Origin of the sequence: Lactobacillus kefiranofaciens (genome assembly GCF_900103655.1) — a bacterium.
GTDB classification, from domain to species: Bacteria; Bacillota; Bacilli; order Lactobacillales; family Lactobacillaceae; genus Lactobacillus; species Lactobacillus kefiranofaciens.
On sequence record NZ_FMXC01000008.1, the window covers coordinates 29,567 to 41,893 of the forward strand.

The window sequence follows — 12,327 nt, forward strand, 5'->3', positions numbered from 1 at the left end:
AATTGGGGATGTTTTTTGTTAAATAAGTATTAAAGCGACAATTCTTCAATCGCTTACATTTATAGATAGTTATAAAATTTGTGATGAGAAAATTAATGAAAAGGGAGGACTGCATTATGTATAACGTATTTCAAGTAGTGAATTGGTTACGTGTTAAAAATAATGCAGAGTTAAACTCATCTGAAAATGCAGAGAAAGCTATGAAGCTTTTGTATTATATTCAGGCTGCAAGTCTCGTAATTACAGGCAAATGAATGTTTGATAATGACATTGTTGCTTGGAAATATGGACCTGCTGTTGAAGAAGTACATACAAAGTATTTTCACCAAAGAAGCATAGTAGATGATGTAGCCAATGATCCTAAAGCAATTGCTGATTATAAAGAACTAGAGAGTGATCAGCAAACTGCAGATATCTTGAATAGTATTTATGAAATTTATGGACATAGTTCAGCATATGATCTAATGCGTCAGACTCACAAAGAGAAGCCATGGCGAGATACTCCTCAAAGTCAGGTTATTAGTGACGATAAAATAAAAGAATATTTTAGAGATGTATTTGTGATCAATGAAAATTAAAAGTAGTAAAAATTTCTCCGGAGCTAATTTTCCCGATCAGGCACCTATTAATAGACACCATATTTCTAGACTTGCATTTAATTTTTCGTTTTTGACTAAGCAGAAAGATTATAACTTAAAATCAAAGAAATTAAGTAAATCTGTTAAAGTTAAATTATTAGAGCAAATATCTTCCTTGTCTGAGGATGATAAAGTGATTATTTTAAATAGACCGAAAGACTAGGGCCTGGAGTTGTTGCCAGAAGAAATGGTTAAATTGCGAATTAATTCTGAATTTAAAAAATGAGGTCGATATGATGAGTGTGATGATAATTATTGGGTCTTCAGGTTAAGTAAAAAGGAAAGAGTGATTGGTAAGATAAATGAAAATATATTCTATATCTTAGCAGTAGATCCTAAGTTTGATTTATATCAACATGGTTGATCATTTAAGCCAGCTTTCAGTTGGCTTTTTGCATATGTAAAAAGCCTAATTGCTATTCAAAAAAATCTAGCATCCCTGCTAGACTTACCCTTATGCCCGCTAAAGGATTCGAACCTTCACTCAGTCACCTGAACAGCGACCTGAACGCTGCGCGTCTGCCAATTCCGCCAAGCGGGCTTTTTTAATTCGTACATGAATAATAATACCAAATATTTGGTAAAATGTAAGCATAAATATCTTATTATTTAAAAAAGGATGGAATTTCATGGTTTTTAGTAAAAAAATAAAGCGAGCTTTGATTAGTTTCGTTGCTCTTATTTCATTAGTTTCGTGTAGTACCGCTTTTTCATTGCCAGTATCCGCTGATGCGGCTAATAGCTATCAAGCAGATCAAGTCAATCTGGCCGTGAAATCAGCAATTGCAATTGATAGTGATTCTGGACAGATTTTATATGCCAAGAATGCAGATAAGACTTTGCCAATTGCCTCAATGACTAAATTGGCAACGGTATATCTTACTTTAAATGCAATTAAGAATAAAAAAATCTCTTGGAATCAAAAAGTAAAGCCAACTGCACCGATTGTTAAGGTGGCTAATAATGCTGAATATTCTAATGTGCCACTGAAGATGGGGCATTCATACACGATTAAACAGCTCTATCAAGCTACTCTGATCGAGTCAGCCAATGGTGCGGCTATATTATTGGGGCAGACAATTGCCGGCTCACAGAAGGCCTTTATTAATCAAATGCGCGCGCAGGTTAAAAAATGGGGCATTGAAGATGCTAAGATTTATACGGCTTGTGGTTTGCCAAATGGTAATTTAGGTAAAGATGCATATCCTGGCATTAATAAAAACGCTGAGAATACTATGTCAGCCAAGGATATGGCGATTGTAGGTCAGAACTTGATCAAGGATTTTCCAGAAGTCTTAGATACTACTAAATTGGCTCACTTGGATTTTAAAGATCAGGGTAAGACAACCAAGATGGCTAATTTTAATTGGATGTTAAAGGGCCTTTCACAATATGATCAAGCATATCCAGTAGACGGTTTGAAAACCGGTACAACTGATGCGGCTGGTGCCTGCTTTATCGGCACTATTAAGCATAGTGGTGCCCGCTTAATTACTGTAGTAATGGGTGCACGTCATCAAGATGGGACGGATCCTTCACGCTTTATTCAAACTAAAAAGTTAATGAATTATATCTTCACTCAATACCGTCCAGTAACTATGAATGCTGGCAGTCAACTAAATGGCGCCAAGTCAATCAAGGTTACTGATGGTGACAATGCTGCTACTAATTTGGGTTTGAAGAATAAGACTACTATTTGGGATCCAGCAGATGGCAAGACTTTGGTTGCTAGTTTGAATAAAAAGGCGGTTGAAGCTCCGATTGCTAAAAATCAAGTGATCGGCGACTATCAATTGAAGTCTGGCAATGAGAAGATTGTTTCAATAACCAATCCAAATGGGATGAATGTACCAGCCAAGGCCTTGGGTGCCAATGGCAAGGTCAATATCTTCGTTAGAATCTGGCGCTGGATTTTCGGAGGCAGATAATAAATGACGGAAATCACTGAAGATTTATTAAAAAAAGTTATTGTAAAAAGAAAAAGCGATAGTTATAAGGGTAAGTATGGCCGAATTTTGTTAATCGGTGGCAGTGAAAATTATGGCGGCGCAATTATTATGTCAACTGAAGGAGCGGTTAATGCTGGTGCTGGTTTAGTAGCTACGGCTACGCATCCAATGAACTTGACAGCTCTTCATGCTCGTTTACCTGAAGCAATGTTTTTAGACTGGCATGACGCGCAACTAGCTGATTTAATCAAAAAAATGGACGTCATTGTTTGTGGCCCAGGCCTGGGGATGAGTGATTTAGCTAAGCAAATTATGGTCATCCTGCGGCGTTGTTGTAGTGAAAAGCAGACGGTAGTTTTAGATGCTAGCGCGCTCGATTTAATCAGTGAGGACAAGACCTTATTGCCAGCTAACGCGGGACATCTAGTTCTGACCCCACATCAGATGGAGTGGCAACGTCTTAGTCAAATCAGAATTCCATTTCAAACAGACAGTGCTAATATCGCGGCGCTTAATCAATTAATTCCTGATAGCAACGCGATGTTAGTGCTGAAGTCTAATCATACGCATGTTTATGATGGTACAGGACAAATTTTCGTTAATCCAATTGGTAATCCTGGAATGGCAACAGGCGGTATGGGTGACACGCTCGCAGGCATTATTGGTGGTTTTGTAGCGCAATTTGGCCCTAGTACTGAAACTGTTCTGGCGGCAGTATATATGCATTCACTAGCTGGTGATCTGCTTTATCAGGATCATTATGTAGTTAGACCAACAGAAATTGCTAAGGTATTACCAAAATTAATGAAAAAGTATTCAGAACTTAGCTAAACATGTTAAAATCTTAGTTGTAATAAAATACATCCCGATAGGGATGTTTTTTTAGCAAATGTTTCGAATGACGCGAAATATTGTTTGAATTAAGATTTAAAAAAGAAGATTAACATATTTATGAAAAGAAATATCATTATTGGAGTAGCAAGTATTATCGTTGCCTTTGGTGCAATTATCGGTTTGGCTAAGGCTTGTGCGCCGCAGACTGATCCTACCCCAGCATCATCGGTGGCTACTCAAAGCAAGAATAAGAAGACTCATCACAAGAAGGCCAAGAAGATTAATGCAGCAATTTATCGTCCTTATAAAGATCCTAAGGATCTAAGAAAGGCTGGCACTTGGAAAAAGAAGAGCGAAACTAAGAAGCATCCTAAGATCAACCCTAATGAAACCGATTTAACTTTGCGTGTTTCGCTGAAAGGCAACCGTACTTATTTGCTAAGAAAAGGCAAGGTTATTTACACCATGCTGTCTACGGGTGGCATTTACAAAAAAGGTAAATCTTTAACACCAACTGGTAAGTACACCATTCAAGGCGGTCGCGGAGATAGTTTCTTCAATTATAATTTAGGTGAGGGCGCCAATAACTGGACTAGCTGGAGCCCTGATAACGTGTATCTTTTCCACTCCGTGCCAACTAAGGGTGATGGTACATATAATCTGAAAGAGGCTAAGAAACTTGGCCAAACGCAAGGTTCACATGGCTGTATTCGCTTGAGCGTGCCAGATTCTCGCTGGATCATGAATAATATTCCTAATGGTACTAAGGTAGTAATTAAAGATAAATAGAAGATCGCTGCTCAGATTAAGAGTAGCGTTTTTTTGCTGATAAGATTAATTTCTTAAATTTCTCACGAGAAAATCGTCTTTTTTGCGTAATAAATAGTAGGAGTGCTTTTTTCACTTCAAATTATGTAAAGGACGGTATAATTATGGTACGAAATGAAAACCATAATCTAACAATTACTCGTGATCCTATTTTCGGCCATGTTTTTAGCAAACCAGAAAATTATCTGCATTTGTTGCGCAGTATTCTTCCGGAGCGGGGTATAACTGAAGTTGAAGTTACGCCGCAAAAGCAATTGAACAAGAAATTGTGGGGAAGAAATGTGATCATGGATCTCTGGGCAAAAGACAAGCAAGGAGAAATCTTTGATGTTGAGATGCAAACCAGTAAACAAAAATGTGCTGGCGTGCGCTTTCGATATTATCAATCCGTAGCGGATCAGGATTCTTTGAAGTCGGGTGAAAGTTTTGAACAAATCAGAGAAACTTACATTATTTTTATTTACCCGTTTGATCCATTTGGTGAGGGGAAATATATCTATGAAAGCGTAACGCTGCTAGATAAAGGCAACCCTGATTCCTATGCAAATACAAAAACACATTGGATTTCAATTAATGCCAATGGTTACAAAGGTAAGATTACACCGGAATTAAAGGAATTTCTAGATTACATTAAGCATGGGTTGACTGAAAGCAGCAGTAGCTTTATCAAAAAAATCGATCAAGAGCGGTTAGATTACATTAGAAGTCCAGAATGGAGGGAAGCCAAGATGAGTTTAGATATGCTATTAGCTGATGAAAGAGCAGAGGCTAGAAAAGAAGGAAAAGCGGAAGGTAGAGTAGAAGGTCGGGCAGAAGGCAAACTTGAAGCTCAAAGAATAGGTGTCAAAAAATTTGTCAAAAGATTTCGGGAAATAAATCAGTCTGATGCTTGGATTATGTCCAAGTTAATCACAGATTATGGTGCTGATTTTAGTAAATCCGAGTTGGAAAAATTAATGCAAGAAGCGGAACGAGAATAGTTTTTATATTAAATTAGTAGCAAGACCTATTTTTTCCTGTTATAATCATCTGTGCTAAGTGGTTAAAAGTAGTAATTATTTTCTGTTTTAAGCGAATCTATGTTGGTGGAAGATAGGTATTAGGAAATAATGAAGGCGTGTTTAACTGTCAAAAATAAAGAATTTTAATAAGCGGATACTTTGTATCAATATGAGTGGTACCGCGGGTTAATGCTCGTCTCTTTCTACAGTTGTAGGAAGAGGCTTTTTTATTTGAAAAGAGGAAAAAGATGGACTTTAAAAACGAAGTAGTTGATTTAGTTGCAAGCCAAGTTGAGTTACCAAAAGAAAAAATCGCTGCCTTAATCGAACGTCCTAAGAATGCCAAGATGGGCGACTATGCCTTCCCAGCATTTATTTTGGCTAAGACCATGCACAAGAATCCAGCAATGATTGCTCAAGACATTGCCGGGAACTTAAGTAGCGACAATTTTGCTAGCATCAAGGCGGTTGGACCTTACGTTAACTTTGCAATTGATCATGAGAAATTGGTTTCTTCAACCTTGAAGGAAGTTTTGAGTGCTGGAAAACATTATGGTGATCAAAAATTAGGTGAAGGCAATGTACCAATCGATATGTCTTCGCCTAACATTGCTAAGCCAATGTCAATGGGACACCTTCGTTCAACCGTAATCGGTAATTCTATTGCTAAAACCATGGAAAAAGTGGGCTATACTCCAATTAAGATTAACTATTTAGGAGATTATGGTACCCAATTTGGTAAGTTGATTGCTGCTTACAAGCATTGGGGCAATGAAGAAGACGTTAAAAAAGATCCTATCATGAATCTATTCCATTACTATGTAAGATTCCATAAGGAAGCTGAAAAAGATCCAGAACTCGATGATGAAGGTCGTGAATGGTTTAAGAAGCTTGAAGATGGTGATCCTGAAGCGGTTAAACTGTGGAAGTGGTTCCGTGAAGTTTCGCTGAAAGACTTTAAGCGTATTTATAAGGAACTTGGTGTAACCTTTGATTCTTATAGTGGTGAAGCTTTCTTTAACGATAAAATGCAACCGGTCATCGATGAATTGAAGGAAAAAGGCTTGCTGCATGAATCTCGTGGTGCTCAAGTTGTAGATATGGGACCTGATGAAAACCCAGCAATTATCGTTAAATCTGATGGTACCTCAATTTACTTAACCCGTGATCTGGCTGCTGCTGAATGGAGAATGAAGGAATACGACTTCGTTAAGATGCTCTATGTGGTTGGTAACGAACAAGCACAACACTTTGTTGAGCTTAAGACTGTTCTTAAGAAGATGGGTTATGACTGGGCCGATGAGATTCACCACGTACCATTTGGCTTGATTACTCAAGGCGGTAAGAAGTTGTCTACTAGAAAAGGCAATGTGGTCTTCCTCGATCAAGTATTAAAGGATGCGGTTTTTCTTGCTAAGAAGCAAATTCAAGAAAAGAACCCAGACTTGGCCAATCAAGATCAAGTTGCTCATGATGTTGGTGTAGGTGCGGTTGTCTTCCACGATTTGAAGAATGACCGGTTAGACAACTTCGACTTCAATTTGGAAGAAGTCGTTCGTTTTGAAGGCGACACTGGTCCTTATGTTCAATACACCAATGCTCGTGCACAGAGTGTACTCAGAAAAGCAGCTGCCATGGGCAAAAAGCCAGCAGAAGATGATTTAGCACTTGATGACGATTGGGCATTTGCCGTAGCTAAAGATTTAGCTGATTTCCCAAGAATTATTGCTAGAAGTGCAGATAAATTTGAACCATCGGTTATTGCTAAATTTGCTTTAGACTTGGCTAAGAAGTTTAACAAATACTATGCAAATGTGGAAATTTTAACTGACGATGATCAAATCGGTGCTCGTCTTGCTTTGGTAGAGGCAACTTCAATCGTATTGACTGAGTCTCTAAGACTTTTGGGCGTAAATGCACCTAAAGAAATGTAATGAAAAACGTGGAAAATAAAAAATAGCGCTTACATTTTGTGAAAAATTGTTCATAAAGCAATTATTAGGGTACAATATGCATGTAAGATATTTAGGAGGTATTTTTTAATGGCTTATTTTGACAACGGTAATCAAATCTTTAAAGATGCTCGTAAGAACCATTACGCTGTAGGTGCTTACAACACTAACAACTTGGAATGGACTCGTGCAGAATTGCGTGCTGCTGAAGAAACTAGAACTCCATTGTTGATCCAAGTATCAACTGGTGCTGCTAAGTACATGGGTGGTTACAAGTTCGTTAAGGACATGGTAGCTGACCAAATGGATTCAATGAACATCTCAGTTCCAGTTATTTTGAACTTGGACCACGGTGACTTTGAATCAGCTAAGGAATGTATCGCACTTGGTTACTCATCAGTTATGTTTGATGGTCACAAGCTTGATACTGAAGAAAACTTAGCTAAGACTAAGGAAATTATTAAGTTAGCTCATGAACGTGGTATTTCAGTTGAAGCTGAAATCGGTAAGATCGGTGAAAACGAAGGTGCCGATGGCGGTGAATTAGCATCAGTTGAAGACGCTAAGACTTTCGTTGCTGCTGGTGTTGACAAGCTTGCTTGTGGTATTGGTAACATCCATGGTGTTTACCCAGCTGGCTGGAAGGGCTTGAACTTCGACCGTCTTAAGGAAATTGCTGAAGCTGTTCCTAACGAACCACTTGTACTTCACGGTGGTTCAGGTATTCCTGAAGACCAAGTTAAGAAGGCTATTTCACTTGGTATCGCTAAGGTTAACATTAACACTGAATTCCAATTAGCATTCCAAAAGGCTACTCGTGAATACATCGAAGCTAACAAGGACCTTGACAAGGCTAACAAGGGTTACGACCCACGTAAGTTACTCCTTCCAGGTACTGAAGCTATTACCGATGCTATGAAGGAAATGATCGGTTGGTTAGGTACTAAGACTATCGATGACGAACTTAAGGATGCTTCATTCGACCGTTCATCATTAAACGAAGAATAATCATTTGATTATCAATTAGAATAAAGCTCAGCTTTTGCTGGGCTTTATTTTTTTGCAAAAGAGGATTTAGCTATGCAGGAATTAAGTATTCAATTGTCAGATACTAAATGGCCATTAACTTATACTGATCATGATCGCCAAATTGTACGAGCAATTGTGGTCGATGATCAACAAGATTTCTATTTTGTTAGGGCTAAGCGTGATGATAATTTTGGTAAGGCAACTTTAATTGAAACTTTTGGTGGCGGTGTTGAGGCCAGTGAGGATCTAGAGACTGCGCTTAAGCGAGAGCTCAAGGAAAAATTAGGTGCTGAAGTTGAAATTATTACGAAGATTGGCGTAGTTAGTGATTACTATAATTTGATTCATCGCCATAATATTAATAATTATTATCTTTGCGAAGTCACTTCTTTTGGTGAAAAACATTTAACTAAGGATGAAATAGAAGATTTTCATTTGTCGACTTTAAGGTTGAGTTATCGGGATGCCGAAGAAGAATATAAAAAATGTGCAGAAACTAAAATTGGTAAATTAATTGCGGCCAGAGAGTTACCGGTTTAAAGTGTTGCTGGGTGAATAATTATGCGTGAGATACCGGTAAAACAAGTAAAGTCATTAATAAAACAGCTATTGAAAAGTAAAGAATCAAAACGTGTGGTGTTGCTTACTAAGAAGAAAGATCGTTCACTAACAATTGAGAGTGATGGCGAACAGATGAAATTAACAGAGCAGGGGTATGAAAATTCTGTTAATACATTTGCGATTGCTGATAATGTGGCAAAGCATGCTTTTACTGCGACATTTAAGCGTGAGTTTCCACGAAGTCATCAGGTTTATGTGAGTGAGAAGTGAGATTTAATTGTAATTAACTAATATGTATGTTTAGCTGATTTTTAGCTTATAATTAGAAGTTGAATATCTTAATTATTGATTAAAGTATGGTTCAACCTTTGTTGAGCTTTATTTTTTTGTAAATATGATGTCAAAATAGTGTGAATCTGATGAATTTAGGCGCAGAAAGGTAAAAATGATATTATATCCATAGTTTGTAACAATGTAAGTGGATAAATTTATATAAAAATGGAGACGTGGAAAATTATAAATTGAGATGACTAATTTGATTTTAGGTTTAATTGAACAGACAACATTTATAATAATTTCTGTTTTATTTGATATTTTATCTTTTAATAAAATATCGCAATCTGTAAAGAAAAAATATGATAAATTATTTTTGTTTATTTTTACTTTAAGTGTTGTTCTTCTAAATATATTTTGTGTTATTTTCTTCAATAGATATGATCTAATAATGACGTTATATGAAATATTAGGACTATATATTTATTTTGGATTGATAAGAAAAAATAATAAGAAACTTATTTTGGGATCGGCTATGTTTTTTAGTTTAGTTGATTTTATTTTAGATGTTGGTGATAAGTTAATAAATTCGCTTTTTTTAATATTTAAATTAAACAGTAGAATATATTTGTGGGATATATGTTTGAGTATTATTGGAATAGTTTTTGTGTATAGATTTAATTCTCAAATTAGAATGTATTTAACAGACGTAAATAGTACTATTTTTTTAGGAATTATTATTTATTTATATTTTTCAATTGAATTAGTTAATAACTATTTATTCTTTAATCAAAGACCCGTTGAGGTTGCTAATATCCTTTTAAGTCTATTAATGCTTCAAACAATTTTTGCAATTGTATTGTATATGGGAATTATTCATATTCAAAGAGAAATTAAAACTAAGCAACAGCAGCTTTGAATGCAAGCTGAAAATGAACAGTTAAAAGAATATTCCAACTACCTTGATAAAAATGAAGATGAATTGCGTCGTTTTAAGCATGATTATCAAAATATCTTAAATAGTTTAAGAATTAGTGCTGAAAAATGTGATACGGAGTCTGTAGTAAAACAATTATCTGAATATACTGATACTCAGTTTGATGAAAAAGCGCTTCGCAAATATAAGGGTGTTAACCATGTCCATATTGAGGAGCTAAAAAGTATTGCCATTGCTAAACTGGCGAAACTGTATAACGAAAATATTGACTATAGTTTTGGTTGTGAGGTAGAAATTTATAAAATTCCGCAATCAGTTAATATTTTAGATATAATCCGGATTATGGGCATTACGTTCGACAACGCAATTGAAGAAAGTCAAAAATTAATTCAAATGACAGGTAACAAAGATAGTGCGAAAGTTGATGCAATGTATTACCAAGAGGATGGTAACTTTGAATTTAGGATTAGAAATCGAATAGGTATGATCGACAAGGTAAATCTCAATAGACTTAATCAAGAAGGTTATACTACTAAAAAATTTCATTCTGGCATTGGCTTAGCAAACGTAAAGCAAATCGAAGCGAAATATGAAAATAGTATGCTCATTGATTATGGTATCGAAGATGACTGGTTTGATTTTGATTTAACAATTATGCCAGACGATATGGAAGAAAATTCTTAAAATGAAATATTCAGTATTTATTTGTGATGATGATCAAAGTCAAATAAATATTATTAGTAAATTTCTAGGAAAAGCTGAAGGAATTATTTCTGATAATTACGATATTGTTTTTGATATTGCGTCGGCAAATAATTTTGGTAATGCAAAGAAATATTTAGAATCAAATCCATATGATGGTGGTATTTATTTCTTAGATATTGAATTAGAAAAAGAAATCGGCAAAAATAATGGGTTTGACTTAGCTGAATTGATTAAGAAGCAAGATAAAAAAGCACAAATTATTTTTATTACTACACATGCTGATCTATCTTTAATTTCTTTTGAAAGACGCTTGGGCCCAATTGACTATATTGTTAAGCCTAAAAATGAAAATGAATACATTCAATTTCAACGACGGGTAGTTAAAACTGTAGAAATTGCAATTTCTAACTTAAAGAACTCTGACTTTGTTCAAAAAATGACTTTTCATTATAAAGTTGGTAGGCAAATTAGAAATGTAAATATTGATGATATTATTTATATTGCTACTACAGATACACCACATAAGTTGGAGATTGTTAAAATGAACGGCCGAGGACAATTCTTCGGCAGTATTAGTAAATATGCGAAAGAAAATTCATCTCTAGTAAAGATTAGTCAATCTTGTTTGGTGAATCCAAATAACATCGAATTAATTGATTTGAAAAAGTATAAAGTTACCTTTGTAAATGGTGATACAGCAGATTTCTCACTATCTGAGTATGGAAAAATGAAAAAATTGTTCGATAAAATTAAAAATTAATTTTGATGTCAGATTTTAGTTTTTTTACGGATTTGCTATCAAGTAGGCTGTCTTTTGACAAAATGGTCTAGGGATGTAAAATCTTGCTATGATATTCATATAGGCTACTAAAGGGTAGTTAGTAACTTATGGGTATGAAATTTTGTAAGTATAAGAGGGATGTATTTAGAATGAAGTTACAGAAACTGTTTACTGGTGGCATTTTTATTGGCTGGAACTGTGACCATGCTTTCAGCTACACCTAAGTTAGTAAATGCCGCATCTACTAGTTCTGCTCCTGTTGCAGCCGTCAAAAACAAGGCTAGCTTTACCAAGGAAGGCTATATCATGCGCATTCTTAATGATAAAGATGCGTCAAAGATTTATGTTGGTAAGTCCAACTACAAAAAATTAGTTAAAAATATCACGCCTTCAAAGAAAGCAAAAACTATTAGTCCTATAAAGATTCAAAAAGTTAAGTTTAGAATAGAAAAAGTCCTTAATGTTAAGGGACGTGGTGCTGGTGCACCAGTATATTTGGTTGCTTCCAAGGATAAGAAATATTCTAGTTGGACCACTCAATCTGGTTTGCAATACTATTACTTAAATAGCAAAGCAATGAAGAATGTGAAAAAGCCACTTATGAGAATTGCTAATAGATTGAATACTAGTCTTAAGAAAGCAAACAACAAACGTGACTTCAATGCTGCTATGAAAGCTGCAAAAAAGTTACATGGTAATCAAAGAAAGTTTGTTTTACGTTCTTTGAAACAATTAAAGAAAGATGGCTCAATGAACGTGGGTGGAACTAATCTATTAATTTTTGGTTTGCAATAAAATAAATAAGCTCAGCGTTTACTGGGCCTTATTTTTGTAAAATT

Annotated in this window: 14 protein-coding genes and 1 tRNA gene; 14 read left to right on the forward strand and 1 reads right to left on the reverse strand. The window is 35.4% G+C overall.

The annotated features are described in order from the left end of the window. Positions 1-116: 116 nt before the first annotated feature. Positions 117-254, forward strand: a complete 138-nt coding sequence (locus BLP58_RS12310; RefSeq protein ID WP_013853685.1) for a Panacea domain-containing protein — start codon at positions 117-119, stop codon at positions 252-254. Next, positions 255-578 carry a Panacea domain-containing protein gene (locus BLP58_RS04525; RefSeq protein ID WP_013853686.1) on the forward strand — a complete coding sequence of 108 codons (324 nt, stop codon included), beginning with the start codon at positions 255-257 and terminating at the stop codon, positions 576-578. 517 nt (positions 579-1,095) lie between these two features. Here the strand turns inward: BLP58_RS04525 and BLP58_RS04535 are convergent. Continuing rightward, a tRNA-Leu gene (locus BLP58_RS04535) sits at positions 1,096-1,179 on the reverse strand. Between the two features lie 88 nt (positions 1,180-1,267). Here BLP58_RS04535 and BLP58_RS04540 point away from each other — a divergent pair. The 12 genes from BLP58_RS04540 to BLP58_RS04595 all read left to right on the forward strand — a co-directional run bounded on the left by BLP58_RS04540 (position 1,268) and on the right by BLP58_RS04595 (position 12,283). Then, positions 1,268-2,566: a serine hydrolase gene (locus BLP58_RS04540; protein ID WP_013853688.1), complete on the forward strand. Its 1,299-nt coding sequence runs from the start codon at positions 1,268-1,270 to the stop codon at positions 2,564-2,566. Positions 2,567-2,569: 3 nt separating this feature from the next. Next, positions 2,570-3,418 carry an NAD(P)H-hydrate dehydratase gene (locus BLP58_RS04545; RefSeq protein ID WP_013853689.1) on the forward strand — a complete coding sequence of 283 codons (849 nt, stop codon included), beginning with the start codon at positions 2,570-2,572 and terminating at the stop codon, positions 3,416-3,418. Between the two features lie 120 nt (positions 3,419-3,538). Continuing rightward, positions 3,539-4,210 (forward strand): L,D-transpeptidase, encoded by a 672-nt coding sequence (locus tag BLP58_RS04550; protein ID WP_013853690.1) that lies wholly within the window; start codon positions 3,539-3,541, stop codon positions 4,208-4,210. 143 nt (positions 4,211-4,353) lie between these two features. Next, positions 4,354-5,229, forward strand: coding sequence for an Rpn family recombination-promoting nuclease/putative transposase (locus BLP58_RS04555; protein ID WP_013853691.1), 876 nt, complete (start codon positions 4,354-4,356; stop codon positions 5,227-5,229). Between the two features lie 269 nt (positions 5,230-5,498). Next, entirely contained in the window at positions 5,499-7,184 is a 1,686-nt protein-coding gene (gene argS, locus BLP58_RS04560; RefSeq protein ID WP_013853692.1) for an arginine--tRNA ligase, read from the forward strand. Between the two features lie 108 nt (positions 7,185-7,292). Further along, positions 7,293-8,210 carry a class II fructose-bisphosphate aldolase gene (locus BLP58_RS04565; protein ID WP_013853693.1) on the forward strand — a complete coding sequence of 306 codons (918 nt, stop codon included), beginning with the start codon at positions 7,293-7,295 and terminating at the stop codon, positions 8,208-8,210. A 72-nt stretch (positions 8,211-8,282) separates the two neighbouring features. Further along, complete coding sequence (locus BLP58_RS04570) at positions 8,283-8,771, forward strand: NUDIX domain-containing protein (protein WP_013853694.1); 489 nt, start codon at positions 8,283-8,285, stop codon at positions 8,769-8,771. 21 nt (positions 8,772-8,792) lie between these two features. Continuing rightward, positions 8,793-9,062: a hypothetical protein gene (locus tag BLP58_RS04575; protein ID WP_013853695.1), complete on the forward strand. Its 270-nt coding sequence runs from the start codon at positions 8,793-8,795 to the stop codon at positions 9,060-9,062. Between the two features lie 256 nt (positions 9,063-9,318). After that, positions 9,319-9,984 (forward strand): hypothetical protein, encoded by a 666-nt coding sequence (locus BLP58_RS12100; RefSeq protein ID WP_013853696.1) that lies wholly within the window; start codon positions 9,319-9,321, stop codon positions 9,982-9,984. Continuing rightward, positions 9,985-10,686: a GHKL domain-containing protein gene (locus tag BLP58_RS04585; protein ID WP_013853697.1), complete on the forward strand. Its 702-nt coding sequence runs from the start codon at positions 9,985-9,987 to the stop codon at positions 10,684-10,686. Between the two features lies 1 nt (position 10,687). Further along, positions 10,688-11,467, forward strand: coding sequence for a LytR/AlgR family response regulator transcription factor (locus BLP58_RS04590; RefSeq protein ID WP_013853698.1), 780 nt, complete (start codon positions 10,688-10,690; stop codon positions 11,465-11,467). Between the two features lie 207 nt (positions 11,468-11,674). After that, positions 11,675-12,283 (forward strand): hypothetical protein, encoded by a 609-nt coding sequence (locus BLP58_RS04595; protein WP_013853699.1) that lies wholly within the window; start codon positions 11,675-11,677, stop codon positions 12,281-12,283. Positions 12,284-12,327: the final 44 nt, after the last annotated feature.

What these genes read in the sequence shown, in the direction of transcription:
- argS (WP_013853692.1), top strand. Translation starts at nt 5,499, where the DNA reads ATGGACTTTAAAAACGAAGTAGTTGATTTAGTTGCAAGCCAAGTTGAG.
- BLP58_RS04525 (WP_013853686.1), top strand. Translation starts at nt 255, where the DNA reads ATGTTTGATAATGACATTGTTGCTTGGAAATATGGACCTGCTGTTGAA.
- BLP58_RS04565 (WP_013853693.1), top strand. Translation starts at nt 7,293, where the DNA reads ATGGCTTATTTTGACAACGGTAATCAAATCTTTAAAGATGCTCGTAAG.
- BLP58_RS04555 (WP_013853691.1), top strand. Translation starts at nt 4,354, where the DNA reads ATGGTACGAAATGAAAACCATAATCTAACAATTACTCGTGATCCTATT.
- BLP58_RS04585 (WP_013853697.1), top strand. Translation starts at nt 9,985, where the DNA reads ATGCAAGCTGAAAATGAACAGTTAAAAGAATATTCCAACTACCTTGAT.
- BLP58_RS12100 (WP_013853696.1), top strand. Translation starts at nt 9,319, where the DNA reads ATGACTAATTTGATTTTAGGTTTAATTGAACAGACAACATTTATAATA.
- BLP58_RS04590 (WP_013853698.1), top strand. Translation starts at nt 10,688, where the DNA reads ATGAAATATTCAGTATTTATTTGTGATGATGATCAAAGTCAAATAAAT.
- BLP58_RS04550 (WP_013853690.1), top strand. Translation starts at nt 3,539, where the DNA reads ATGAAAAGAAATATCATTATTGGAGTAGCAAGTATTATCGTTGCCTTT.
- BLP58_RS04540 (WP_013853688.1), top strand. Translation starts at nt 1,268, where the DNA reads ATGGTTTTTAGTAAAAAAATAAAGCGAGCTTTGATTAGTTTCGTTGCT.
- BLP58_RS04545 (WP_013853689.1), top strand. Translation starts at nt 2,570, where the DNA reads ATGACGGAAATCACTGAAGATTTATTAAAAAAAGTTATTGTAAAAAGA.
- BLP58_RS12310 (WP_013853685.1), top strand. Translation starts at nt 117, where the DNA reads ATGTATAACGTATTTCAAGTAGTGAATTGGTTACGTGTTAAAAATAAT.
- BLP58_RS04570 (WP_013853694.1), top strand. Translation starts at nt 8,283, where the DNA reads ATGCAGGAATTAAGTATTCAATTGTCAGATACTAAATGGCCATTAACT.
- BLP58_RS04575 (WP_013853695.1), top strand. Translation starts at nt 8,793, where the DNA reads ATGCGTGAGATACCGGTAAAACAAGTAAAGTCATTAATAAAACAGCTA.